This is a genomic window from Nocardia sp. CA-135398, from assembly GCF_050955845.1.
Taxonomy (GTDB): Bacteria; Actinomycetota; Actinomycetes; order Mycobacteriales; family Mycobacteriaceae; genus Nocardia.
Window position 1 is genome coordinate 612,853 of the sequence record NZ_CP192084.1, and the last position, 24,352, is coordinate 637,204.

A 24,352-nucleotide genomic window follows, 5' to 3' on the forward strand; every position below is an offset into this window, starting at 1 on the left:
GGACGTTCATCTCATGGCAAAGAAGGTCACCGTTAGCCTGATCGACGATGTCGATGGTGAGTCCATCGCGGACGAGACCATTGAGTTTGCGATCGACGGTGTGTCGTACGAGATCGACCTGTCGTCGGCAAATGCGGCGAAGCTGCGCGACGGCTTGGAAGAGTGGGTTTCGAGTGCTCGGCGGGTGAGTGGCCGGCGGCGGGTCAAGGCGGCGGTTGCTGCTCCCGGAGCCGCAAAGAGCCGGGTCTCGATCGATCGTGAACAAAGCGCGGCAATTCGTGAGTGGGCGCGCCGGAATGGACACAAGGTGTCCGCTCGGGGTCGTATCTCGGCCGACATCACCGATGCGTACAACAAGGCCGCTAAGGGCTGAGTTCTTATTTAATTGGGCTGCCGCCCGGGCGAATCGTGCGACGCCCGGGCGGCGGTCGTTTGTGATAGGCCTTCGATATGAGGAAGGTCAGCTGTCGACTCGATCTTGCTCGCGGTACCAGGACGCGGCACCATGGAACTGTGCGAAGAGCGTCACTGGCGGTATGGAGAGATGAGGTATCGGCGCAGTGACTGGTTTCGTCGGATCGCTGTTGCGATTCACTGATGACTCGGGTCGGCAGCAGGAGTTCATGCTCACCCCGGACCAGCAGCGCGTCACCATCGGGCGTTCCCCGCAGGCCGATCTGGCGCTGCGCTGGGACGCGGAGGTCTCGCGGCTGCATGCGGCGGTCGAATATCTCGGCGCGCACTGGACGATCGTCGACGACGGCCTGTCCCGCAACGGCACCTTCGTCAACGGGGAGCGGCTGGTCGGACGGCGGCGGCTGATGGCGGGTGACCGGATCCGGGTCGGCACCTCGCTGGTGTCGTTCCATGATTTCGGTGGTGTCGTCGATGATGCGACGCGGACCTCGACCGGCACTATTCCCACGCTGCGCTCGCTGACCGATACCCAGCGCGCGGTGCTGGTCGCGCTGTGCCGGCCGTATAAGAACGGTGCGGGTTTCGCGACTCCGGCCTCGAATCAACAGATCGCCGAGGAATTGTTCCTGAGCGTCGATGCGATCAAGACACATCTGCGTGCGCTGTTCGCCAAGTTCGGTGTGGAAAATCTGCCGCAGAATCAGAAAAGAGTCCGACTGGCCGGTTTGGCCATGCAGAGTGGGTTGATCTCCGACCGAGACTTGTGACGCCGTACGGGCGTGGACTCTCGCTTAGGTGACCGAGCGCTTGAACCATGGATGGTCGCGCCGGTTACCGGTGTACTTAACGCATCGCCGGACCGATTGAATCGGACCAGGTCCGGGTTTCGAGGTAGGAGAAATACATGTTCGCGCTACGACTCGCCGCGCTGGTGGCGGCCACGCTCGCAACCGGCTTGATCGCGGGCGTTTTCTACGCTTATGCGATATCGGTGATGCCCGCGCTGAACCGCACCGACGATCGCACGGTGATCGATGTGATGCAGAAGATCAATGTGGTCATCATCAACCCGTGGTTCATGCTCGGATTCCTCGGCACCGTCGGTTTCACCCTCCTGGCGGCGGCGCTGCACCTCGGCAAGGAACACCGCACCACCTTGATTTGGCTCGGCGTGGCCTTGGCGCTCAATGTGATCGCCTTCGCCGTCACCTCCGGATTGAATGTTCCACTGAACGATCAGCTGGCGGCCGCGGGCGATCCGGCGCAGATCGGTGATCTGGCAAAGGTGCGTGCCGATTTCGAATCCGCTTGGGTCCGTTGGAATATCCTCCGCGCGATCCTGCACACACTGGCCTTCCTGGTGCTGACCGGGGCGCTGTTCGTGGCGGGCATCCAGCACGGACGCACGCAGGCCGCGGGTTCGGTTGGTGCACAGCAGGTTTCGCAGCAGCAGCGGATGCCGAGCGTTGGTCCGCAGGCGGCCGGTCAGCCGTATCGCGCGCCGATCATGGCTCAGCAGTACGGATTCGGGCACACCGGTGCACAGCCGACGAGTGCGCATACGGCATAGCAAACCCCCGTTAATTCTCTGCCGCCGTCGGTGGGCCGATCACTGATCGACCCACCGACGGCGGTTTTGGCGTACGAAGCAGAATTCGTCAGTGCGGAGCGCATTCTCCGGGCAATTGTGTGGCTGCACACCTGTTTTCCGCCCTCTTACCATGGTGCCCGCCGAAATGCGCCTGACGGGCCGTCTGCGGGCCGAAACGGGGCACTTGCACGGCGCGGGCCAGCGCGTCGCGAGCACCCAACGGTTCGACGATCTCCAGGACACTGGCGGGCCGCGGCGGCGATCAGATGCATAGCGGATGAGCATCGGACGAGGAACGAGAATCGCACGCGGACTTGGTCGAACTGCCCTCCGGGTGGCGATAAGTTGCGCTACGTTCTGGAACACGTTTCAGATTTGGAGGTCTCCATGCGGCGTGTTCGCGGGTCCGCGCTTGTCATTGCCGTGCTGGCCGTGCTGGCGGTCGGTGCGGGTGGTACGGCCGAGGCCGAGTATTCGGTCGACTACAACTTCTTCGCCGGAATCCCGAATGAGCTGGTGAATCATGGTGGCTCGCTGCCGGGTTCGAATGATTGGGGGTGTCGGCCCAGCGCGGCGCATCCGAATCCGGTGCTACTCGCGCACGGTACCGGTGGTGGGGCGCAGACGAATTGGGGGCTCTACGCGCCGCTGCTCGCGAACGAAGGTTACTGCGTCTTCTCACTGACCTACGGCGCCTACGATCTGCCGTGGCCGATCTCCGCGGTGGGCGGGATGCTTCCGGTGGAGCAGAGTGCGGTGCAGTTCGGTGCGTTCGTGGATCGGGTGCTCGCGGCGACCGGGGCGAGCAAGGTGGATGTGGTCGGGCATTCGCAGGGCACGGTGATGCCGAACTACTACGCGAAGCGGCTCGGCGGCGCGGACAAGATCGATAAATACGTATCGATCGCACCGGCCTGGCGCGGTACCAATGCGGGCGGCGGTGCGGATGTGGCCGCGTTCGCCGACCGGCTCGGCGCCGGGTCCTTCTTCCAGGCGGCGGCGGGTTCGCTGTGCCAGGCCTGCACCGAGCTGTTGCGGGATTCGGCCTTCCTGCGGGATCTCAACAGCGACGGCGTCTACGTTCCCGGCATCACCTACACCAACATCATGGCCGGTCTCGACGAGATCGTCGTCCCGTACGATTCGGGCTTCGTGCCCGGCCCGAATACGACGAATATCGTCGTACAGGACGGCTGCGGATCCGACTTCTCCGAACATCTGGCGATCGCGGGCAGTCCCCGTACCGCCCGCTTCGTGCTCAATGCCCTCGATCCGGACCATGCGCGCGATGTGGCGTGCGAGTTCGTCCCGCCCTTCACCGGGTAACACCAGGACTGGGAAGCGGCGACCGGCGATTTCGCTCAGGGCAAAACCTGAGCGGAAACGTATCCCGCAACAAGCACGTTATGAGTGAATGACCGTGCTGTCGCTGGCCCCCAATAGGGTGGACTAGAGGCGGCGTAATCCCCTGCCAACTAGAGTGGAGGCCGGGGCCGCAACCCCCGGGCTTCATGGCAGGCTGACGCCACAGAAGCGTCGGACGCCAGAATGTCGGAGCAGGAGAGTGAGGGAGCGATGTTCGAGAGGTTCACCGACCGCGCGAGGCGCGTCGTTGTCCTGGCCCAAGAAGAGGCCCGGATGCTCAACCACAACTACATCGGCACCGAGCACATCCTGCTTGGGTTGATCCACGAGGGCGAGGGCGTAGCGGCGAAGTCGCTGGAGTCCCTTGGAATTTCGCTGGAGGGTGTGCGCAGCCAGGTGGAGGAGATCATCGGCCAGGGCCAGCAGGCCCCGTCCGGTCACATCCCGTTCACCCCGCGCGCCAAGAAGGTGCTGGAGCTGAGCCTGCGCGAGGCGCTGCAACTCGGCCACAACTACATCGGCACCGAGCACATTCTGCTCGGCCTGATCCGTGAAGGTGAGGGTGTCGCGGCGCAGGTGCTGGTGAAACTGGGTGCCGATCTCAACCGGGTGCGCCAGCAGGTCATCCAGCTGCTGTCCGGTTACCAGGGCAAGGAACCGGTGGAATCCGGTTCGCGCGGCGAGGCCGGGACCCCGTCCACCTCGCTGGTGCTCGACCAATTCGGCCGCAACCTCACCCAGGCCGCCCTCGAGGGCAAGCTCGACCCGGTCATCGGCCGCTCGAAGGAAATCGAGCGCGTCATGCAGGTGCTGAGCCGCCGTACCAAGAACAACCCGGTCCTCATCGGTGAGCCCGGTGTCGGTAAGACCGCCGTGGTCGAGGGTCTGGCCCAGGCCATCGTCAACGGCGAGGTCCCGGAGACGCTGAAGGACAAGCAGCTCTACACCCTCGACCTGGGTTCCCTGGTCGCGGGCAGCCGCTACCGCGGTGACTTCGAAGAGCGCCTGAAGAAGGTGCTCAAGGAGATCAACACCCGCGGCGACATCATCCTGTTCATCGACGAGCTGCACACGCTCGTCGGCGCGGGTGCCGCCGAGGGCGCGATCGACGCCGCTTCCATCCTGAAGCCGAAGCTGGCCCGCGGTGAGCTGCAGACCATCGGTGCCACCACCCTCGACGAGTACCGCAAGTACATCGAGAAGGACGCCGCCCTGGAGCGCCGGTTCCAGCCGGTGCAGGTCGGCGAGCCGACGGTCGAGCACACCATCAACATCCTCAAGGGTCTGCGCGACCGCTACGAGGCGCACCACCGGGTCTCCATCACCGACGGCGCGCTGGTGGCCGCCGCGACACTGGCCGACCGCTACATCAACGACCGGTTCCTGCCGGACAAGGCGATCGACCTGATCGACGAGGCCGGTGCCCGCATGCGCATCCGTCGCATGACCGCCCCGCCGGACCTGCGCGAATTCGACGACAAGATCGCCGATGCGCGCCGGGAGAAGGAAAGCGCCATCGACGCGCAGGACTTCGAGAAGGCGGCGCGGCTGCGCGATAAGGAAAAGCAGCTGGTCGCCAAGCGTGCCGAGCGCGAAAAGCAGTGGCGCTCCGGTGATCTGGATGTCGTGGCCGAGGTCGACGACGAGCAGATCGCAGAGGTGCTGGCCAACTGGACCGGTATCCCGGTGTTCAAGCTCACCGAGGAGGAGACCACCCGTCTGCTCCGCATGGAGGACGAGCTGCACAAGCGGATCATCGGCCAGGAGGACGCGGTCAAGGCCGTCTCCAAGGCGATCCGCCGCACCCGCGCCGGTCTGAAGGATCCCAAGCGTCCCTCGGGCTCGTTCATCTTCGCCGGTCCGTCCGGTGTGGGTAAGACCGAGCTGTCCAAGGCGCTGGCGAACTTCCTGTTCGGCGATGACGACGCGCTCATCCAGATCGACATGGGCGAGTTCCACGACCGCTTCACCGCATCGCGGCTCTTCGGTGCCCCACCCGGGTACGTGGGCTACGAAGAGGGCGGCCAGCTCACCGAAAAGGTGCGCCGCAAGCCGTTCTCGGTCGTTTTGTTCGACGAGATCGAAAAGGCACACCAGGAGATCTACAACACCCTGTTGCAGGTCCTCGAGGACGGTCGTCTCACCGACGGCCAGGGTCGCACGGTCGACTTCAAGAACACCGTGCTGATCTTCACCTCGAACCTGGGTACCTCGGACATCTCCAAGGCGGTCGGCCTGGGCTTCACCCAGTCCAACGCCGAGGGTTCGAACTACGAGCGGATGAAGCTCAAGGTCAACGACGAGCTGAAGAAGCACTTCCGGCCCGAGTTCCTCAACCGCATCGACGACGTGATCGTCTTCCACCAGCTCACCACGGACCAGATCGTGGAGATGGTGGATCTGATGATCGGCCGCGTCGCCACGCAGCTGAAGAACAAGGACATGGAGATCGAGCTGTCCCCGCAGGGCAAGGCACTGCTTGCCAAGCGTGGCTTCGATCCGGTGCTCGGCGCCCGGCCGCTGCGTCGGACCATCCAGCGTGAGATCGAGGACCAGCTCTCGGAGAAGATCCTCTTCGGCGAGATCGGTCCGGGACAGACCATTGTGGTCGATGTCGAGGGCTGGGACGGCGAGGGCTCCGGCGAGAACGCCAAGTTCACCTTCACCGGCAAGGCGAAGCTGACCAAGACGGCAGCGACCGAGGAGAAGCCGGAGGTCGTGCTCACGGGTGCGGGCGAAGGCACCACGGCCGAAGCAGCCGGCGAGTAAGTCGCAAAAGCTAGAAAATGCCGCCCACCGGATTTACCGGTGGGCGGCATTTTTCGCATCAGCTCGTGAACCGGGCGAGTGTCGGGGCGAAGGCGTCGGCCAGTTCGCTGGGGACGATCAGTTCATCGATGCCGTACTTCTCGCGGCGGTATTCGAGCACCTCGGCGACGGCGGCCGAATCGCCGTCGAGCACACCCGCTGATCCGGCGGCGCGCAGGCCGTCCGCGGTGAGTCCGAGCCGCTTGGTCAACCAGAACGGCAGCTGGTCACCGATGCCGACCAGTTGATGGGTGAAGCGCACATCGCGATCGGTATTGTCGCGCACGATCCGGACCATCTCGGCGAGATCGTCCTCGGTGGCGTCCGGTCCGGCGGCCAGCAGCACCCGATCGGCGAAACCCGCTGCGACAGTGAGCATTCGAGGTCCATTCGCGGCGACGACGATCGGCGGCGCCGGATCGACCTGTTCGCGAACGGCGGCCACGGTGGCGATGAGTTGTTCGCGCCGCTGGGCCGCCGAACCCCAAGGCATACCGAGGCGTTCGGCCTCGGCGCTCGCATCGGGACGCCCCGACCCGATCCCGAGTTCGAATCGTCCGTCCGAAAGCAGTTGCAGTGCGGCGGTTTCCCGCACCGTGACGGCCGGATTGCGCAGGGGCGCGGCCAGTACGTTCGGGCGCAGTCGGACGGTGGTGGTCACCGCGGCGGCGGCCGCGAGTGTCGGGAATGGTGAAGGGGTATTCAGCGTGTCCGGCAGCAGGATCGTCCGGTAGCCTTGCTGTTCGGCGCTCTGTACCGCGCGAACCCATTCGGCTCCCGATCGCGGTGTGATGACGATTCCGAAGGTCATGCTCATGACTTGCCGCCGCGTTCGCGCAATACCGCCAGTCGGTTCCGATATTGATCCTCGGTGATCTCGCCACGCGCGAATGCGGTGCGCAATGCGCCGATTCCGCTCTGGTGTGCCCAGAACCGCCGCCGCGCGAATACGAACAAGATGATGATGGTGGCCCAGAACAGCAATGGGAAGATCCAGAAGAACGGCCAGGGATGCCATCCGCCGTCATAGTGATCGGCCAAGAAGGTCATGGCCTCGGGTTGGGTGAAAATGTTCATGCCCCAACCCTGCGCCCGACACCCCCACCCGGACATCGGCCTGCCGACGATATTCGCCCTACGCCTGTGCGCGTACGCGGCGCTCGCATAACCACTGGGCTCCTCGCACCCGCGGTGCGAGGAGCCGGGAAGTCAGGCGAGGGCGGCGTCGAGGGTGATGCTGTCCACCCCGGCGAGGGCCTTGCTGACCGGACAGCCCGCCTTGGCGGCGGCCGCAGCCGCAGCGAAGCCGTCGGCGTCCAGACCGGAGACCCGGCCGCGGACGGTGAGTTTGATGGCGCTGATGCGGAAGCCACCGTCCGGATCCGGGCCGAGGGTGACATCGGCGGTGACATCCAGGCTCTCCGGCGTGCCACCGGCATTGCCGATCTGGGCCGAGAGGGCCATGGCGAAGCAGGAGGAGTGCGCCGCCGCGATCAGTTCCTCGGGGCTGGTGGTGCCGTCGGCCTCGTCGGCGGCACGCTTGGGGAAGGAGACGTCGTACTTGCCGACACCGGAACTGGCCAGCTCGACTTGGCCGGAGCCGTCCTGGAGGCCACCGGTCCAAGCGGTGCGCGCGGTACGTGTGGGCATCACGGTCCTTTCGAAGATGTGTGGATCACAATTCGCAGTCGAACCTACCCCCGCCGCCCCAGCGACGGGTACGGAGGCGGCAGCCGAATCGAGTGCCACACCTGACCGCGTTCAGGCGGGCTCGGCGATGCGCTGATCGAGCTGTTCGAGCACCAGCGGCCAGGCCTGCGAATGCCTATCGCGAGCAGCTTCATCGGCAAATCCCGCGTGTGCCAAGCGAAGTCGCGTGCCGGAGATGGTTGGCACCAGCTCGACCGTCACAACCGTTTCCGCGCCCTCGCTGCCACCCGCCCCGGTCACCCAGGTCAGCTCGACGAGCTGATCCGGTATCAGGCGGATGAACCGTCCGTAGTGCGGGCTGCGCATGCCCTGGTAGTCGGTCTCGAAGAAGAACGGTGCGTTCACGGCGGGGCGCATGAGGACCGAGCCGGGGGCCGCGAACCAGTCGTCGAATCGCTCGGTCCAGGCTCGGTACAGCGCCGGTGGCTGCGCGGTCATCGTGCGTTCGACCTCGAGCCCGAAGGGGCGCGACGATAGATCGGGCACCCGCACTGGTTCGATCATGCTTCGGACTGTACCGCCGGACCCGCTCACTCCGGATTGGTGACGCGCGCCAGCACGATGCCGCCGAGAATCAGCGACAGCGCAAGCAGCCGCCCGGCGCTCATCGGATCCTTGTTGATCACTACTCCGAGGCTGATCGCACCGACGGCGCCGATGCCGGTGAAGACCGCATAGGCCGTGCCGACCGGCAGCGTCTGCATGGCGCGCGACAGCAGGTACACCGCGACCGCGCCGAGTGCGAAGCAGATGACGGTCGGGACGAGGCGGGTGAAGTTCTCCGTCGGTTTGATGCTCTGCGACCAGATGATCTCCACCAGTCCGGCGATGCCGAGAATAATCCAGTTCATCAGTACTCCTTCGCCAGATCACGCACGGATTCCATTGCGGCCGAATAGGACTCGTCATGCTTGCCGCGCAGATGCGCCAGCGCCGGATCCTGCCTGGAGTTGGCGAGTTCCGCATTGACGAAAACTGCGTCGGTGACGGCGAAATGGCCCGCGAAGAAATCGCGCAGATAGCGTTCTTGATAATCGAACGCGGCCTTCGGCGCGCCGGGTGCGTACGACCCTCCGCGTGCTGACGCGACGACGAATCGCCGGTCGCCCAAGGACATTCGCGGGAAGGTCACTTGATCGAGCCAAGCCTTGAGTGCGGCCGGGATCGAGTAGTTGTACATCGGGGTGCCGATGAGAATCACGTCGGCGGCAAGCACCTCGGTCAGCAGCGGGTCCACGATCGCCCAGGCGGCGGCCTGTTCCGGGGTGCGGACCAGTTCGGCGAGGCGGTCCAGGTCGGTGCTGGGTCGGGCGAGGACGGCATCGCACAGTTCGGTCCATGCCTCATCGATGAAGGGCACGGGCTCGGCCGCCAAGTCGCGATAGATGTAGCCGCCGTCTGGATTCTCGGCGCGCCACGTCTCGGCGAATGCCGCACTCAGTTCGCGGCTGATGGAACTGCGTCGGGCGCTGGCATCGAGGTGCAACAACGTGCTCATGATCAACCTCTTCACATAACTGGACACTATGTCCGGTTGAGATTACCGATAAGCGGACATTCTGTCCAGTTGCCTGGCGAGTCGAGTACAGTCGGGTCCATGAACAGCGATATCGACCTGCTCGGCGGGCATCCGGAAGCCGCGGTGCCGACCGAGCGCGCGGATGCGGCCCGCAACCGGGCCAAGGTGCTCGCCGCGGCCGCCGAACTGTTCGCATCCAGGGATCCGCGCACGGTCACGATGGACGACATAGCCAAGGCGGCGGGGGTGGGGCGCGGCACCTTGTATCGCCGCTATCCGGATAAGAATTCGATCGCCGTCGCACTGCTCGACGAACACGAACGCGCACTGCAGGAGCAGCTGTTGCGCGGTGAACCGCCGCTCGGTCCCGGCGCGCCACCCGCCGAACGGCTCGCCGCCTTCTATGCCGCCATGATCGAATTATTGGACGGGCACGTCGATTTGGTGCTCGGTGCGGAGACCGGCGGTGCGCGGTTCGCGACCGGTGCGTACGGCTTCTGGTTCCTGCACGTCCGGTCGCTGTTGGTGGTCGCTGGTATCGGCGAACCGGACGCGATGGTCGATTCGCTGCTCGCGCCGTTGGCCGCCGAGGTCTATCAGCATCAGCGGGCGCGCGGTCTCACCTCCGCGCAGATTGCGGCGGCGCTGGCCGAATTGGCCCGTTCCCTGCTGGCCGAGAATGCAACGAACCGTTGACGAACTATTGTCCGCCAACGGTTTTCGGTCGCTGAAGCGTCAGACCATATCGCGCCGCCGTACCAGCCACATAGTGCCCGCCGCGAACAATGCCACGTACACCACCAGCGCGATGAGCGACTGAGTCCGCGACAGGATGTTCAGCACACCTGGTGTCGACGGCCCCTCGACGGTCCGCATCGCACCGGCCATCGAACCCGCCGCCGTACCCGGCAGATGATCGGTGAGCACCTTGATCGGGCTGAAGATCGCCGCGACACCGCGCAGCAGATTCTCCACCACCAGCACCCATACCAGCCCGAGCCCGACGGCCAGTGCCGGACCGCGTGCGATCGCTCCGATCAGTGCGCCCGCCAGCGTCCACATGCCGAGAATCGCTGTGCCGGTGATGATTCCGTTCATCGCGTGGCCCAGTCCGGGCAGGGCGAGCGACTGCGACTGGCTCGTCGCGATAATCGAGGCGACCCCGATATCGGCCACGAATGCGACGCACACCAGCCCGATAACCGTGAGCGCCAGGCTGATCAGCGCGCCGCCGATGGCGTTGGTTCGCGACGGGCCCTGGGTGAGCACGGTTTTCCAAGTGCCCCAGCCGTATCCGCTACCGATGGTCAAAGCACCGAGAATGAGCATCAGCGCGCCACCGAACATGGCCATGCCCTGGGTGAAGACCTCCGGTACCGCGGCAGGCAGCATCTGGTGCAGCAGAACGTCTTTGGGTAAGCCGTTCGACATGGTCTTCATATCGCCGGAGGAGTAGGCGAGGTAGTTGAACAGGTAGGAGAAGGTGAGGTTCAGCAGAATCCAGGTGCCGAGAATTATCCAGAATGCCGGCCACTTACGCAGTCGCAGCATTTCCGCTTTCGTGCTCGCCATCAGGTCTTTCATTGTCCCGTTCATTTCACCGGCTCCAATTGGGTCATTTCGAAGAACACTTCCTCCAGGGACTTTTCATCGGTCCGCAGTTCCAACAGATCCGCGCCCGATTCGACGACCGCGCGCGCGACCACCGGCGCACTGTCGGCACCCGCCTCGATCCGAATTCCGCCAGCGGTCAACATGGCCGAGCGCTCGCCGACCACCCGGCGCACCGCGGGAAATGCCAGCTCCAGCGGCTCGGCGCGCAGCAAAAGCGAAGAGGCGCCGCGTAATTCGGTGACCGTGGATTCGGTGAGCAGTTTGCCGCCGGAGATCACCCCGACGCGATCGCAGATCTCCTGCACCTCGCTGAGCATGTGGCTGGACAGCAGCACCGTGTGACCGTCACCGGCGAGAGTTGTGATGAGCTCCCGCATTTCGGCCATCCCCTGTGGGTCGAGACCATTGGTCGGCTCGTCCAGGATCAGCAGATCGGGACGGCCGAGCAGGGCCGCACCCACGCCCAAGCGCTGCTTCATCCCGAGCGAATAGGTGCGGAATTTGTCGTCCGCGCGATTGGTGAGGCCGACGCGGTCGAGTGCGTCCTCCACATCGGCACGCTCGAGCCCGCGGTATTTCGCGAGTACCCGCAGGTTGTCGCGGCCGGTGAGATAGGGGTAGAAGCCGGGCCCCTCGATGAGGACGCCGATGCGGCGGACCACGGCCGGATCGCCCGGGGTATGTCCGAGCACGGTGGCGGTCCCCTCGGTGGGGCGGATCAACCCGACCAGCATTCGCAGCGTGGTCGTCTTACCCGCACCGTTCGGGCCGAGGAAGCCGTAGATCTCGCCGGGCGCGACATTCATATGCACGCCGTCGACGGCTGCGTGGGTGCCGTAGCGTTTGGTCAGCCCTGCGGTGACCACGATGGAATCTGTCATGCTCCGAGAATCCGCTTCCGACCAGGGGTGACACATCCGTCGCGCGGCGATGCTCGACGTACGTACCGCGGCCTACGAAGCCCCCCAAACGTCGCTGTCAGCTCGACCGACGGCCTGCGGCGCGACCTTTGACTCACCAGTGATCCCGCAAAATATTCGGGAGGCGGCGGAGCATACGTAGCGCGGCGGACGTCATGGCGCGTCCGGGCTAATAGGCTGCACATGTGACAGCGCCAGGGGAATCGAAACGTGGCCCGGTCGTTCGGGACTGGGTGCTCGCGCTCGTCGTCGCGGTGATCCAGGTCGTCGGGGGACGCAATGCCAACCTGCGCCAGACCGGAGTGCACTCGCTCGACGCGCTCGGCTATGTGCTGTTGCTCATCGGACCGGTGGCGCTACTGCTACGCCGCTCCTACCCGCTGCCCGCGCTGCTCGTGACGGTCGCGACCTGCGCGGTGTATCTGCTGCGCGGCTACGGCTACGGCCCGATTTTCATCTCGCTGGTGATCGCGTTCATCAGCGCCGCGATCGTCGGATCACGCTGGTGGACATATCCGCTCGCGCCGATCGGCTATCTGCTGCTGCTCTGGCCGCTGCCCGCGCTGGTCGGGCATCCGGCCGACCCGTGGCTGGCATTCGGCATGATCGCCTGGCTTGGTGTGCTGGTCGCGATCGCGGAGGGGATTCGCCAGCGTCAGGCGGTGCTGGTGGCACGCGGGCAGCGAGCCGAGGCGGCGCGTCGCGATGAGGAGGCACAGCGGGAACGGCGGGCCAGCGAGGAGCGGCTCGCCATCGCGCGTGAGCTGCATGATGTGCTGGCACATAGCCTTTCGCTGATCAATGTGCAGTCCTCGGTGGCGCTCGAGCTTTTCGACAAGAAGCCGGAGCAGGCCGAATCGGCGCTCGCGGCGATCAAGACGGCGAGCAAGGATGCGCTGGCCGAGGTGCATACGTTGCTGCACGCGATCCGCAGCGGCAGCCCGACGCCCGCTGCGGCCGAAGCGCGCGAATCGGATATCGAGCCGGTCCCCGCATCCGTGCCTGCGCAATCCGAACGGGCCCAAGATAATTCGGTTGCCCGCGGCGTCGAGGACCGCCCGCCCGCACCGCGGAGCCCGGCCCCGAGCATCGAGGACCTGGACGCACTGCTGCAGCGCACCCGCGCTGCCGGTCTCACGGTCGACACCCGCATTATCGGCACCGCGCACAAACTGCCAAGCGTTGTCGATGTGGCGGCGGCCCGCATCATCCAGGAATCGCTGACCAATGTGGTCCGCCACGCGCCCGGCGCGACGGCCGCGGTGACCATCCGCTATGCCGCCGATTCGGTCGAGATCACCATCGACAATGCCCGCGCCACCGGCACACCATCGAAGCCGGGAACGAGCGGCGGCAATGGCATTCTCGGCATGCGCGAGCGTGCGCACGCGCTCGGCGGCCAGCTCATCGCGGGTCCGCGGCCCAGTGGCGGATTTCGCGTGGTGGCTCGGCTACCGTCTCAGGCTCAGGAGGAGGCGCTGTGAACGCGGCATCCCGTAACGATCCGGTCAGGGGCGGCGGTCGGGCGGCGGGTGGGCGCCCGGGATCGTCGGGCGATCCGATAGCGAGCGGCGGCGGCCACCCATCGCGCGGCGATTCGGCGGCGAGTGGGCCCATCCGGGTATTGGTCGCCGACGATCAGGCCCTGGTGCGTGGCGGTTTCGTCGCGCTGCTCGATGCGCAGGACGGCATCGAGGTGGTGGGCGAGGCCGATAACGGTGAGCAGGCCGTCCGCATGACCCGCAGTTTGACCCCCGATGTGGTCCTGATGGATATCAGAATGCCCGTCCTGGACGGTCTTGCCGCCACCCGGATGATCGCCGAGGATCCGAAACTCGCCGAGGTGAAGGTGGTCGTGCTGACCACCTTCGAACTCGACGAGTACGTCTTCGAAGCAATGCGCGCGGGGGCGACGGGTTTCCTGGTCAAACACACTGAGCCCGCTGATCTCGTGCGCGCCGTCCGAGTTGTCGCCGCGGGGGATGCCCTGCTTTCACCCGGCGTTACGCGCCGCCTCATCGCCGAATTCTCCGCCCACGCCAAACAGCCCGCGCCGGCGGCGTTCACCGAGCTCACCGACCGCGAGCGGGAGGTAATGACACTGGTGGCCGAGGGCCTCACCAATGCCGAAATCGGCGAGCGCCTCTTCATGAGCCCCGCCACCGCCCGCACCCACGTCAGCCGCATCCTCATGAAACTGGACGCCCGAGACCGCACCCAACTCGTAGTCATGGCCTACGAATCCGGACTGGTCCGCCCCCGCTGGCAGTAATGCCGTCGCACACCCGATGACTATCGCGCATACCGAATAGCCTGTGCGCGATAGTAACTACCTCTGCGACACCGCCTCCTGTCGGAAGTAGCGGCGGGCGGTTGGGCGGTACATGGCTGGGATGGCGAGTAGGACGGCCAGGATGTGGGTGGTGCGGAAGGCTGCGGTGATTACCGCGGAGGCGGTGAGGTTGTCGAATAGGTCACTGATTTGCTTGGCGGACAAGGTGGCTGCCAGTGGTTCGATGATCAGCGAGGCGAGGCCGATTACGCCGATGCCGAAGGTGAGCACCATCCTGGCCCAGCGGGCACCGCGCGCCATCCGGACGGCCACGCCGAGAACCACCAGATAGATGCCGCCGCGAACAATCAGACCTGTTGCGAGCGAGCCGATATCGGCATTCGGGCGGTCCAATTGCACTGCGGTGTAGGTGATTGCCTCACCGACACCGCACAGCAGCGCGATGACGAGGCCGGTGAATGCCACGGAAACCGAGGGCGGTGGGTCGGTTCGTGGCCGCAGAGAAAAGGCAGTGCCGGTCATACAACCGACACTGCCTTTCGCATTTCGAACTCCGGATCAGCCTGCGGTAGCAGCCGTTTCTCGTACCGGAGTGCTATCGCGCGTGGCGAATTCGGTGAGCGCCGCGAAACCGAGGCCGAGGCAGGCCCACAGGGTGGCGGTCTCGCCGAGCGATGCCGCACGGAACTGCCACAGCAGCACCGCCGGGAAGTCGTCCTGCACCTCGTTGACACCGGGCAACAGGATGTACCCGAGCACGACGATCAGCACGAATGCCGCGACTCCCGCGATCAGCCGGAACGTACCGAGTTGCGCCGCAAGCAGTTTGTGGACGTACAGCCCGATACCGACGGCGACCAAACCGAGCAGAACCGCCGCCACCCACAGCCACGTGCGCTGGTTGATGGTGTCCGGATCACCCACGGCGGGCGGATTGGCGGGGTACTTGAAGAACGGCACCCCAACGATCGCGGTCCAACCGGCCAGCGCCAAACCGAGCGCGAGTTTCGGCCCCGACAAGGAGGTGTAGCGGCGTGCGAAATATGCGACCGAAGCGAAAATCGCCCCGAGCGCGACCCCGGCGAGTCCGAGCGCAAGGAACTGCCCGAACTTCTGTCCGGACCGACTGACCAGCGGTTCTTCCTCGTCACCGTGCGTGTGCCCGGCCGGTTCCTTGGCGTGCTCGGCGGTATTGGCTTCTTCGATCGCGATGGCGGCGTCGACCTTGGGTTCGCCGACGAAATAGCCTACTGTCGCGGCCAGCAGACCGGCGATGAGACCGGCCAGCAGGCCACGGAGCAGCAGGGTCTTGAGCGATCCGATCAATGGCACGGCACACCGAGCAGGTGACGTCCGTCGTGCATGAGCTCATGCAGGTACATCCCGCTGCGCGAGATGACGCCCTGGTCGAAGCCGACCAGGTACAGCGTGAGCAATGCGAGAAGAACGACGCCCACTGCGATGAGCAGTGTGCCGAGTGAATCAGTTGCCCGACCAGGTGAATGCGCGATAGCCATTCGAGTCCTCCTAGGGATGCGCGTCCCGTGAGTTGTTCGGTGCGAAGGTGCCGGTGTCTGGCTTTCCGGCACCAAGGACTCGGTGCAAGAACACAGTGGCGCGACCGCTTCGGAATTTCACCGAATTACCGCATCACCCTCGCGTTTGTCATTTCGAACTGTGACATCCGTTCGTACCCGCAGTCAACACGGCGGGCGACTTGCCCAGGCCGGGATGGGCGAGTCGCGCGCCGCGTCTGTCCAGCGGTTTCAGGAAGCGGATTTGGCCGCGACGTCCAGCACGACCTCGAACTCCAGCAGCGAGGCACCCGTCGAAACCGGCTTCTGCCGCTCACCGGCATGCGCCTCCCGCGCCGGACCGTCCCGCCACGCCGCGAACGACTCCTCCGAATCCCACTGGGTGACAACGAAGTACCGGTTCTCCCCGGCCACCGGCCGCAGCAACTGGAAGCCGAGGAAGCCCGGCGAGCCCTCGACCGCATGCGCGCGATGGGCGAATCGCTTCTCCAATTCGGGGCCCGCGCCCTCCGGAACCTCGATCGCATTGATCTTCACAACAGCCATGGCACCGACGATACGTCTGCGCTCACCGGCCGCCCACGGCACATTCGAGGTCGCCCGATGATGGCGAGCTGACAGCGAGACTCTGGCCAATCGGAGCGAGTCTTACGAGCGACGTTCGCGACCCGTCTCGCGGCCGAGTGGCCGAAGCGCATGCGACGAAGTCGCGAGTCTCGGCCGCTCGGACGCGAGACACCAGGGGGCCGCGAACACGCAGCGCCGCAGGCGCTGCAAAATCAACACAGTGTTGTACGACGAAGGCGGAGCGGGAGTGCCGATCCTGCTGCTGCACGGACTTATGGGCAGTGCCCGCACCTGGCGCGAGCATCTGGACTGGCTGCGCGAGTTCGGCCATGTCTACACCTTCGACGCCGCCGGTCACGGTCGTCCCGCGCCCGCGGAGCTGACCACCGAGGCCTTCATCGACGACCTCGCCGCGGCCACAGCCGAAATTTCCGAACCCATGGTGGTCATCGGACATTCGATGGGCGGCCTGCACGGTTGGGTATTCGCGGCGCGCTGCCCGGAGCGGGTGCGCGCGCTGGTGGTCGAGGATATCGCCCCCGACTTCCGCGGCCGCACCGCCGCGAACTGGGCGGCCATGATCGAGGCCTGGCCGCAGCCGTTTCCGGATGCGGACGCGGTGCTGGATTACTTCGGCCCGGTCGCGGGGCGGTATTTTCTCGACTCCTTCGATCACGGTCCGGACGGCTATCGCCTGCACGGTCCGGTCGCGACCTTCCGCGATATCTCCGAGGAATGGGGCACCCGCGACTTCTGGGCGCAATGGCGCGCGGTCGAAGCGCCCGCGCTATTGATCGAAGGCGAATTCACCATCACCCCCGAGGGCCAGATGCGTCAGATGGCGGCCGTCCACCCCGACGCCGCCTACGTCCGCATCCCGAACGCGGGCCATCTGGTGCACGACGACCAACCGGAGCGCTACCGCACCGAGGTCGAAGCCTTCCTCCGCAAAGTCCTCGACCACCACCTATGAGGTTGCCGCGTCGAGATTACTTGCCGCGCTACCCGCCTTCGGCAGCTCGCCGAGCGTAGTGATACGGCGATCGAAATCGGCGTGGGCTACCACCATTCGACTACGTTCGACGGGACCCTGGGGCGAGCAGCGATACGGCAGAAGCCGTCTCGCGGCACTAGCCCTCACCGGCCAGTGCGAACAACCCGTCGGGGGTTTGTTCAACGAGGCCATCGAGCAGCAGGGAGTCCAAAGCGCGGTCGCGTTGGCCGGGATCGCGAGTCCAGGCCAGGTCCAAGCGGATTCGCTCGACCGGACCGGTCGCGTCGCGCAGGACATCGAGCAACCGACCGCGCGCCTGACGATCGGTGCCCTCGTACTTCTGCGTCTTGCGCACCACATCGGAGACCGGCCTGCCAGCGGAAACCCATGCGCATTGCGGCAGCGGACAACGCGAGCAGTCGGGGGTGCGTGCCGTGCACACCGTCGCACCGAGTTCCATCAACGCGGCGGAAAACATTGCGGCATGGTCGATTCGGCGCGGCAGCAGCGCCTCGGTCTCGGGCAGATCGCGCGAGGACGGGTTCCCGGCCGTCGCCCGCCCGTGCACCGCCCGCGCGACCACCCGGCGAACATTGGTGTCCACCACCGGAACTCGCTGTCCGTAGGCGAAACAGGCCACCGCACGCGCGGTATACGCGCCGATACCCGGCAGTCCGAGCAGCACATCGACATCGGTCGGCACCTCGTCGCCGTGCTCATGGGCGAGCACCTTGGCGCATTCGTGCAGCCGCAACGCCCGCCGCGGATAACCCAGCTTGCCCCAGGCGCGCAGCACCTCGGCCTGCGACGAGGCCGCCATGGCCGAGGGGACCGGCCAGCGCGCGACCCACTCCCGCCAGATCGGTTCGACCCGCACCACCGGCGTCTGCTGCAGCATGATTTCGCTCATCAGGATCTGCCAGGCGGTGACGTCCTTGCGCCGCCACGGCAGATCCCGCGCGGTCTCCCGGTACCACTCCAGCAACGACTCGGCATCCACCCCATTGGTACCCGTCGTGATCTTGGGTTTTCCGCCTGCACGCTGCTGTGCTGCGCCGCCCTTCGACACTGCCCTCACCGTTCCTATTGTCCTGCGGCCGGTCGATATTTGCCGAGTCGTAACGAAACGGACTCGCTGGTAACCACTGCGATGTGCACAATGGTCGGTATGCCGGATTCCAACCCGATCAGTGCCTGGAAATCCCTTCGCGAGGGCAATGAACGCTTCGTGAGCGGCAACCTGCTGCATCCTAGCCAGGGCGCGGTCGACCGGGCCAAGCTCGTCAGCGGCCAGCACCCGCACGCGATCCTGTTCGGCTGCGGTGACTCCCGCGTCGCCGCCGAGCTGATCTTCGATCAGGGCCTCGGCGATATGTTCGTCGTGCGTACCGCGGGCCATGTCGTGGACAGTTCGGTGCTCGGCTCGATCGAGTACGGCGTGCAGGTATTGAATGTGCCGCTGATCGTGGTGCTCGGGCACGACAGCTGCGGTGCGGTGAAGGCCACCATCGACGCGCTGGACGGCGGCGAGGTGCCCGGCGGATTCATCCGCAGTGTGGTCGAGCGGGTCGCGCCGTCGATTCTGATCGGGCGCAGGGAGGGACTGTCCACCGTCGACGAGATGGAGGCCAGGCATGTGGTCGAGACCAGCCGACTGCTCATGCAGCGCTCCATGATCATTTCGCAGCGCGTCGCGACGGGGGAGTGCGCGATCGCCTGCGTGACATACAAACTGGCCGAGGGCGAAGTGAAGTTGCAGCGCGTCGTCGGCAATATCGGTGAGCTGGTCTGATCCGGCCGATTCGAGACCGCCGACGGTGGGAGCGGAATTTACCTGCCGCGCGCGGGTTTTCCGATCCGACACGCCGAGACCCTGAGTCGCTGCACCGGATCGTGCCCTTACCGTTGACTCCGTGCTGGAACCGAATGGACCGCTGCCTCCGGAGATCTACTGGCGACGCCGCGCGCTCGCCGTAGCCGTTCTGGTCGTGGCGCTCGCACTGGTGATCTGGTTGGTATTGACGGTCACGCGCGGCGGCGATTCGCCCGGTACGACAAAGGCGGCCGCGACGAGTTCCGTGTTGCCGACGAATAAACCAGCGGGCGCGTCGTCCTCGCCGCCGCCGACCACCGGCGAAGGTGCGAAGCCCTCCGGCACTACCGCCGCGGCCGCGAGCGGCAGTCAGGTCGCCGCGGGCACCTGCCCGGATCAGTCGCTGGCGGTGAAGGTGACCGTCGAACAGCCGACCTACAAGACCGGCGAGAATCCGGTATTCGGCATCGTGATCACCAATATCTCGTCAACGGCTTGCTCCCGCGATGTCGGCTCCGGACTGCAGCAGGTCTCGGTGACCACCCTCGACGGCCAGCGCCGCTTGTGGTCGAGCACCGACTGCTACCCGGACGGCGCCCCCGACGTCCGCACCCTGAACCGCGGCGAACAGGCCGCCTTCATGGTCACCTGGTCCGGCTCGACCTCCCAACCCAACTGCGCGGGCGACCGCGTCCAAGTCCCTCCCGGCGCGTACGCCGTCGTAGCCCAACTGGGCTCCCTACGCAGCGCCGCCGAACCCTTCAACATCGCCTGAGCTCGAACTCCGGTCGCTGCCGCATATCCAGTGGTTGTCGCGCACAGGGTATAGCTTGTGCGTGATAGTCACTGGGCTGTGCGTGAGCCAGTATGTTGTGCGAGATCAGAAGTCGGGGGCGGTTTCGGGGGTCGGGGTGCGTTGTTTGCGGAGACCGGCTAGGCGGATGGCCGATTTGACGTCGGTTACCTCGTGAATCTTCATGCCGTTCTTGGTGCGTGCCAGACCGGGGGGAACCAGTGCGGTGGTGAAGCCGAGGCGTTCGGCCTCGGCCAGTCTGCGCTCCAAGCCGGTGACCCGGCGCACTTCGCCCGCCAACCCGACCTCACCGAGGATGACCCAGCCGACCGGCAGCGCCTGATCGCGCTCGGCACTGGCAATGGCAAGTGCCACAGCGAGATCCGCGGCGGGCTCGAGCAGGCGCATGCCGCCGACCGTCGCGGCGTATACGTCGTGCTTGCCGAGGAACACCCGCCCGCGACTCTGCAGTACGGCGAGCACCATCGCGACCCGGTTGTAGTCCAGTCCGCTCACCGCCCGCCGCGGATTCGGGATCTCGGTGTGCACGGTCAGCCCCTGCACCTCGGCGACCAGCGGCCGCTTACCGTCCATCGCCACCGTGACCGCCGTACCCGATACCGAATCGGTGCGGTGATGCAGGAAAAGCCCGGACGGATCGGTGACGCAGGAGATCCCGTCGTCGTGCAATTCGAAACAGCCGACCTCATCGGAGCTGCCGAAGCGGTTCTTGATGCCGCGCACCATGCGCAGTGTGGAGTTCTTATCGCCCTCGAACTGCAGCACCACATCCACCAGATGTTCCAGCGTGCGCGGGCCCGCGACATTGCCGTCTTTTGTGACATGTCCGACCAAAAGCACCGCGATCCCGCTCGCCTTGGCCAGTGACGTGAGCGCCGCCGCCACCGCGCGCACCTGGGTGACGCCGCCGATGGTGCCGTCCACCTCCGGGACGAGCATGGTCTGCACCGAGTCGACCACCAGCAGCGTCGGACGGACCTGTTCGACATGGCCGAGCACGATCGACAGATCCGATTCCGCTGCGAGATAGACCCTTTCGTGCACCGCATTGGTCCGGTCGGCGCGCAGCCGAACCTGTCCGGCCGATTCCTCCGCGGTGACATACAGCGACTTCTCGTCGCGCTGGGTGGCCCATCGGTGGGCGACCTCCAACAGCAGCGTCGACTTGCCGACGCCCGGCTCACCGGAGAGCAGTACGACCGATCCGGGCACGATGCCGCCGCCCAGCACCCGGTCGAGTTCCTCGACGCCGGTCGGCCTGGCCTTGGTGACCTTCGAATCGATATGCGAGATGGGCGCGGCGGCGGTGCTCGGCAGCATGGCCTTGCGCCCGACCGGTGATGCCGCGGTGGCCGCCGATCCGGCTACCTCGTCGACGGTGCCCCATGCGCCGCAGTCCGGGCATTTGCCCACCCACTTGGCGACCTCGTACCGGCATTCGGAGCATCGGAAGATCGACTTGGTCTTGGCCACACGCGCACCTTACGTACCGCCTCCGACAAACGGGCTACGAAAACGGCTGCCGCGCGAATGCGCGACAGCCGTACGTTGTCCGGGGCAGCGGATCAGTGTCCGCCCTTGTGCTCGCCCTCGGTCGCGGCGGTCTGGCCCTCGTGCCGCTCGGTCGCCGCACCGGCGTCGACCGGGACCTGCACGGTCACGGTGCCGTTCTGCTTGAAGTTGAAGGTGATCGGGTAAGTGAGGCCGGGGGTGATGTCCTTGGTCAGACCGGTGATCTCGATCAGACCCGGCTTCTGCTCCGGATTGGCAGAGGCTTTGTCGCTCGCCTGGCCGGTGCCGTGCGAGCCGCTGGTGGTCGGCGCTGCGGTGCCGCTGGGCGTCGCACCATGCTCGTCGGACTTGGCGGCGGTTCCGGTGGTGGGCGCGGCGGCCGCGACGACGGTCTGCTGCGGGGCGATCTGGAAGGCCGAGGCACCCGCGGGCGGGGTGATCTTCACCGTGCCGAGGTCGGTGGCGATGCTGGTCAGCTCGTCGGTGACGGTCTCGCCATTGTTGATGACCGACAGCGCGATGATCGCCTTGCCGCCCTTGGCATTGGTGTAGTCGGTGCCCGTGGCCGGGAAGACGATGTGCACATTGCGCAGCGAAATCCGGTCGATATCGGCGTGATTGCCGTTTACCGCGGCGACCTGGGTCGCGGTCTGCGCAATCTGGCCCGCACCGCAGCCGGACAGCACGAGGGCCGCTCCGGCGGCGAGCGCGGCGACCGAAACCATGCGACGACGCGCCCCTGTCGAGGCGGTCACAGCTTTCAGGGCAGTCACGGGTTGTCCCTCCATGTCGACCGGGCTCACTCCGCTAGGGAGAGTAATAACTAGGCAGCGTAGTAGTAGCCTCCGCGGCGGGGGCGCGGGGGTTGTGTTGAACCTGCGGGTCCCCAGGGCTGGATGGTCTGGACACCCCAATGCTCGGCATCCGTTGGGTAACGGTTTTCCGAGAAGGCGGCGCGCTTGCGGACACGCTGCTGGCCTCGCGGACCGTCCGGTGTGCTATTCGCGCCGGTCGATAACCTGTTCTGGCACAACGCAATGCACACCGCGCCGGTTCTGTCAACCCCGGGGGTTGGCTCGTTGTGGCCCTGACCTGCACAGTTGATCGCGCCGTTATCGAGTCGCATGTTAAACTGTGAACATCGAAAGGGGCACGGGACACATGATTTTTAAGGTCGGAGACACCGTCGTTTACCCCCACCACGGAGCGGCGCTGATCGAAGCTATCGAGACTCGCACCATCAAGGGTGTGCAGAAAGAGTATCTGGTCCTGAAGGTCGCCCAAGGTGACCTGACTGTTCGCGTTCCCGCAGAGAACGCCGAATATGTCGGCGTGCGCGACGTCGTCGGCCAGGAGGGTCTCGACCGAGTCTTCCAGGTGCTGCGTGCGCCGCACACCGAAGAACCGACTAACTGGTCTCGTCGCTACAAGGCCAACCTGGAGAAGCTCGCCTCCGGCGATGTGAACAAGGTGGCCGAGGTCGTTCGCGACCTGTGGCGTCGGGAGCAGGACCGCGGTCTGTCCGCGGGTGAGAAGCGGATGTTGGCCAAGGCCCGTCAGATCCTCGTCGGTGAGCTCGCGCTCGCCGAGGGGACCGATGACGGTAAGGCCGAGACGCTCCTCGATGAGGTTCTCGCCGCGGCTTCCTGACCGTGAACGTTTCTAACAGCGACGGATCCGTCGTTGCGTTGGTGCCTGCCGCCGGTCGTGGCGTTCGTCTGGGTGAATCGACACCCAAGGCGTTCGTCACGGTCGGCGGCACACCTATGGTCCGGCTGGCCGTCGACGGCCTGATCGCCTCCGGGGCGGTCGACCGGATCATCGTGATGGTCCCCACCGAACTCGTCGAGAGCGCTGTTGCCCTGCTGCCGCCCTCGGAGTCGGTGTGCGTGGTCATCGGCGGCGCCGAGCGCACCGATTCGGTGCGCTGCGGTATCGCCGCCGCCCCCGATGCCGCCCACTTCCTCGTGCACGACGCCGCCCGCGCATTGACCCCGCCCGAGCTGATCGCCCGGGTCGTCGCGGAACTGCGCGCGGGTGCCGAGGCCGTCGTGCCCGCATTGCCGGTGGTCGACACCATCAAATCCGTCGACGCGCGCGGCGAGGTCACCGGCACACCCGACCGCGCCGGTCTGCGCGCCATTCAGACTCCGCAGGGTTTCGCCGCGGACTTGCTGCGTGCGGCCTATGTCGACGAGCGGCTGCAGGCCACCGACGACGCCGGTCTGGTCGAACTGCTCGGCACCCGGGTGCGCACCATTCCCGGCGACCCGATGGCTTTCAAGATCACCACCCGGCTCGATCTGGTGCTGGCGAATGCTGTGCTGGAGGGCGCACGGACGGCGGGTCTGCGATGAGTATGCGCGTCGGCATCGGCAGCGATGTCCATCCCGTCGAAGCGGGCAGGCCGTGCTGGATGGCGGGGCTGCTCTTCGACGGCGACGACGGTTGCGCCGGACATTCCGACGGCGATGTCGCCGCGCACGCGCTGTGCGATGCGCTGCTTTCCGCGGCCGGACTCGGCGATGTCGGCGCGGTCTTCGGTACCGGACGGCCGGAATGGGCAGGTGTTTCCGGTGCGGCCATGCTCAAAGAAGTGCGAAGGCTCCTTGACGAGGCGGACTTCGAAATCGTCAATGCGGCGGTCCAGGTGATCGGCAATCGGCCGAAGATCGGACCGCGTCGCGCCGAGGCCCAAGAGGTGCTCGGCGAACTGCTCGGCGCCCCGGTCTCGGTGTCGGGCACCACAACCGACGGCCTCGGGTTGACCGGCCGCGGCGAGGGCATTGCGGCAGTGGCTACCGCCCTGCTACAAGAGTGTCGCTGATCCAGCTTCCGCCGACCTGAGCCGCTCCATGAACGGCCTTATCTACCAGCTAG

The 24,352-nt window shown here is 65.9% G+C and carries 29 protein-coding genes and 1 riboswitch; of the genes, 14 read left to right on the forward strand and 15 right to left on the reverse strand.

Annotated features, from left to right (window positions below; all coding sequences use genetic code 11):
- The first annotated feature begins 13 nt into the window (after positions 1-13).
- The 5 genes from ACQP1T_RS02715 to ACQP1T_RS02735 all read left to right on the forward strand — a co-directional run bounded on the left by ACQP1T_RS02715 (position 14) and on the right by ACQP1T_RS02735 (position 6,142).
- Entirely contained in the window at positions 14-373 is a 360-nt protein-coding gene (locus ACQP1T_RS02715) for a histone-like nucleoid-structuring protein Lsr2 (RefSeq protein WP_040686163.1), read from the forward strand.
- Positions 374-623: 250 nt separating this feature from the next.
- Positions 624-1,184 (forward strand): FHA domain-containing protein, encoded by a 561-nt coding sequence (locus ACQP1T_RS02720; RefSeq protein WP_245672443.1) that lies wholly within the window; start codon positions 624-626, stop codon positions 1,182-1,184.
- A gap of 137 nt (positions 1,185-1,321) precedes the next feature.
- Positions 1,322-1,987 (forward strand): DUF1772 domain-containing protein, encoded by a 666-nt coding sequence (locus tag ACQP1T_RS02725; protein WP_433758375.1) that lies wholly within the window; start codon positions 1,322-1,324, stop codon positions 1,985-1,987.
- A 408-nt stretch (positions 1,988-2,395) separates the two neighbouring features.
- Positions 2,396-3,334, forward strand: coding sequence for an esterase/lipase family protein (locus tag ACQP1T_RS02730; RefSeq protein WP_433758376.1), 939 nt, complete (start codon positions 2,396-2,398; stop codon positions 3,332-3,334).
- A gap of 249 nt (positions 3,335-3,583) precedes the next feature.
- A complete protein-coding gene (locus tag ACQP1T_RS02735) occupies positions 3,584-6,142 on the forward strand; it encodes an ATP-dependent Clp protease ATP-binding subunit (RefSeq protein ID WP_433758377.1) in 2,559 nt (852 codons plus the stop codon).
- Positions 6,143-6,200: 58 nt separating this feature from the next.
- On the opposite strand, the gene ACQP1T_RS02740 is transcribed toward ACQP1T_RS02735, so the two are convergent.
- From ACQP1T_RS02740 to ACQP1T_RS02765, 6 genes are all read right to left on the reverse strand, one after another.
- Positions 6,201-6,998: an LLM class flavin-dependent oxidoreductase gene (locus ACQP1T_RS02740; protein ID WP_433758378.1), complete on the reverse strand. Its 798-nt coding sequence runs from the start codon at positions 6,996-6,998 to the stop codon at positions 6,201-6,203.
- A complete protein-coding gene (locus tag ACQP1T_RS02745) occupies positions 6,995-7,258 on the reverse strand; it encodes an SHOCT domain-containing protein (RefSeq protein WP_433758379.1) in 264 nt (87 codons plus the stop codon). The genes ACQP1T_RS02740 and ACQP1T_RS02745 overlap by 4 nt, the downstream gene beginning before the upstream one ends.
- A gap of 132 nt (positions 7,259-7,390) precedes the next feature.
- Positions 7,391-7,831: an OsmC family peroxiredoxin gene (locus ACQP1T_RS02750; RefSeq protein WP_433758380.1), complete on the reverse strand. Its 441-nt coding sequence runs from the start codon at positions 7,829-7,831 to the stop codon at positions 7,391-7,393.
- Positions 7,832-7,942: 111 nt separating this feature from the next.
- On the reverse strand, positions 7,943-8,395 hold the full coding sequence (locus ACQP1T_RS02755) for an SRPBCC family protein (protein ID WP_433758381.1): 453 nt from the start codon (positions 8,393-8,395) through the stop codon (positions 7,943-7,945).
- A 26-nt stretch (positions 8,396-8,421) separates the two neighbouring features.
- Positions 8,422-8,742 (reverse strand): DMT family transporter, encoded by a 321-nt coding sequence (locus ACQP1T_RS02760; protein WP_433758382.1) that lies wholly within the window; start codon positions 8,740-8,742, stop codon positions 8,422-8,424.
- Positions 8,742-9,389 (reverse strand): FMN-dependent NADH-azoreductase, encoded by a 648-nt coding sequence (locus ACQP1T_RS02765; protein ID WP_433758383.1) that lies wholly within the window; start codon positions 9,387-9,389, stop codon positions 8,742-8,744. Before ACQP1T_RS02765 ends, ACQP1T_RS02760 begins: the two co-directional genes overlap by 1 nt.
- A gap of 99 nt (positions 9,390-9,488) precedes the next feature.
- Between ACQP1T_RS02765 and ACQP1T_RS02770 the strand changes: the two genes are divergently transcribed.
- Complete coding sequence (locus tag ACQP1T_RS02770; protein WP_433758384.1) at positions 9,489-10,106, forward strand: TetR/AcrR family transcriptional regulator; 618 nt, start codon at positions 9,489-9,491, stop codon at positions 10,104-10,106.
- Between the two features lie 39 nt (positions 10,107-10,145).
- Here the strand turns inward: ACQP1T_RS02770 and ACQP1T_RS02775 are convergent, their stop codons facing one another.
- Both ACQP1T_RS02775 and ACQP1T_RS02780 read right to left on the reverse strand, forming a co-directional pair.
- Positions 10,146-10,982 (reverse strand): ABC transporter permease, encoded by an 837-nt coding sequence (locus ACQP1T_RS02775; RefSeq protein WP_433758385.1) that lies wholly within the window; start codon positions 10,980-10,982, stop codon positions 10,146-10,148.
- Positions 10,983-11,002: 20 nt separating this feature from the next.
- On the reverse strand, positions 11,003-11,905 hold the full coding sequence (locus ACQP1T_RS02780) for an ABC transporter ATP-binding protein (protein WP_433758386.1): 903 nt from the start codon (positions 11,903-11,905) through the stop codon (positions 11,003-11,005).
- 224 nt (positions 11,906-12,129) lie between these two features.
- On the opposite strand from ACQP1T_RS02780, the gene ACQP1T_RS02785 reads away from it, so the two are divergent.
- Positions 12,130-13,428, forward strand: coding sequence for a sensor histidine kinase (locus ACQP1T_RS02785; RefSeq protein WP_433758387.1), 1,299 nt, complete (start codon positions 12,130-12,132; stop codon positions 13,426-13,428).
- A 131-nt stretch (positions 13,429-13,559) separates the two neighbouring features.
- Positions 13,560-14,216 (forward strand): response regulator transcription factor, encoded by a 657-nt coding sequence (locus tag ACQP1T_RS02790; RefSeq protein ID WP_433761946.1) that lies wholly within the window; start codon positions 13,560-13,562, stop codon positions 14,214-14,216.
- Positions 14,217-14,273: 57 nt separating this feature from the next.
- On the opposite strand, the gene ACQP1T_RS02795 is transcribed toward ACQP1T_RS02790, so the two are convergent.
- From ACQP1T_RS02795 to mhuD, 4 genes are all read right to left on the reverse strand, one after another.
- Complete coding sequence (locus ACQP1T_RS02795) at positions 14,274-14,759, reverse strand: hypothetical protein (protein ID WP_433758388.1); 486 nt, start codon at positions 14,757-14,759, stop codon at positions 14,274-14,276.
- 36 nt (positions 14,760-14,795) lie between these two features.
- The gene (locus ACQP1T_RS02800) at positions 14,796-15,569 is read right to left on the reverse strand and encodes a CbtA family protein (protein ID WP_433758389.1); all 774 of its coding nucleotides are present in this window, start codon (positions 15,567-15,569) and stop codon (positions 14,796-14,798) included.
- On the reverse strand, positions 15,560-15,754 hold the full coding sequence (locus tag ACQP1T_RS02805; protein ID WP_433758390.1) for a CbtB domain-containing protein: 195 nt from the start codon (positions 15,752-15,754) through the stop codon (positions 15,560-15,562). Before ACQP1T_RS02805 ends, ACQP1T_RS02800 begins: the two co-directional genes overlap by 10 nt.
- 31 nt (positions 15,755-15,785) lie before the next feature.
- A riboswitch (cobalamin riboswitch) is annotated at positions 15,786-15,940 on the reverse strand.
- A 63-nt stretch (positions 15,941-16,003) separates the two neighbouring features.
- Positions 16,004-16,318 carry a mycobilin-forming heme oxygenase MhuD gene (gene mhuD, locus ACQP1T_RS02810; RefSeq protein WP_040686177.1) on the reverse strand — a complete coding sequence of 105 codons (315 nt, stop codon included), beginning with the start codon at positions 16,316-16,318 and terminating at the stop codon, positions 16,004-16,006.
- A 241-nt stretch (positions 16,319-16,559) separates the two neighbouring features.
- On the opposite strand from mhuD, the gene ACQP1T_RS02815 reads away from it, so the two are divergent.
- Positions 16,560-17,312 (forward strand): alpha/beta fold hydrolase, encoded by a 753-nt coding sequence (locus ACQP1T_RS02815; protein WP_433758391.1) that lies wholly within the window; start codon positions 16,560-16,562, stop codon positions 17,310-17,312.
- Between the two features lie 157 nt (positions 17,313-17,469).
- Here ACQP1T_RS02815 and ACQP1T_RS02820 read toward each other — a convergent pair whose 3' ends face one another.
- Positions 17,470-18,354, reverse strand: coding sequence for an A/G-specific adenine glycosylase (locus ACQP1T_RS02820; protein WP_433761948.1), 885 nt, complete (start codon positions 18,352-18,354; stop codon positions 17,470-17,472).
- A 147-nt stretch (positions 18,355-18,501) separates the two neighbouring features.
- Between ACQP1T_RS02820 and ACQP1T_RS02825 the strand changes: the two genes are divergently transcribed.
- Positions 18,502-19,125 carry a carbonic anhydrase gene (locus tag ACQP1T_RS02825; RefSeq protein ID WP_062991596.1) on the forward strand — a complete coding sequence of 208 codons (624 nt, stop codon included), beginning with the start codon at positions 18,502-18,504 and terminating at the stop codon, positions 19,123-19,125.
- A 121-nt stretch (positions 19,126-19,246) separates the two neighbouring features.
- Positions 19,247-19,921: a hypothetical protein gene (locus tag ACQP1T_RS02830; RefSeq protein ID WP_433758392.1), complete on the forward strand. Its 675-nt coding sequence runs from the start codon at positions 19,247-19,249 to the stop codon at positions 19,919-19,921.
- A 105-nt stretch (positions 19,922-20,026) separates the two neighbouring features.
- Here ACQP1T_RS02830 and radA read toward each other — a convergent pair whose 3' ends face one another.
- Entirely contained in the window at positions 20,027-21,433 is a 1,407-nt protein-coding gene (gene radA / locus ACQP1T_RS02835) for a DNA repair protein RadA (RefSeq protein WP_433758393.1), read from the reverse strand.
- 92 nt (positions 21,434-21,525) lie between these two features.
- Positions 21,526-22,227: a hypothetical protein gene (locus tag ACQP1T_RS02840; protein WP_433758394.1), complete on the reverse strand. Its 702-nt coding sequence runs from the start codon at positions 22,225-22,227 to the stop codon at positions 21,526-21,528.
- A 406-nt stretch (positions 22,228-22,633) separates the two neighbouring features.
- On the opposite strand from ACQP1T_RS02840, the gene carD reads away from it, so the two are divergent.
- From carD to ispF, 3 genes are read left to right on the forward strand one after another with little or no spacing between them, the layout of a single operon-like run.
- Positions 22,634-23,122, forward strand: coding sequence for an RNA polymerase-binding transcription factor CarD (gene carD / locus ACQP1T_RS02845; protein WP_040686206.1), 489 nt, complete (start codon positions 22,634-22,636; stop codon positions 23,120-23,122).
- A 2-nt stretch (positions 23,123-23,124) separates the two neighbouring features.
- Positions 23,125-23,829 carry a 2-C-methyl-D-erythritol 4-phosphate cytidylyltransferase gene (gene ispD, locus ACQP1T_RS02850; protein WP_433758395.1) on the forward strand — a complete coding sequence of 235 codons (705 nt, stop codon included), beginning with the start codon at positions 23,125-23,127 and terminating at the stop codon, positions 23,827-23,829.
- Positions 23,830-23,831: 2 nt separating this feature from the next.
- Positions 23,832-24,299 carry a 2-C-methyl-D-erythritol 2,4-cyclodiphosphate synthase gene (ispF, locus tag ACQP1T_RS02855; protein WP_433761949.1) on the forward strand — a complete coding sequence of 156 codons (468 nt, stop codon included), beginning with the start codon at positions 23,832-23,834 and terminating at the stop codon, positions 24,297-24,299.
- Positions 24,300-24,352: the final 53 nt, after the last annotated feature.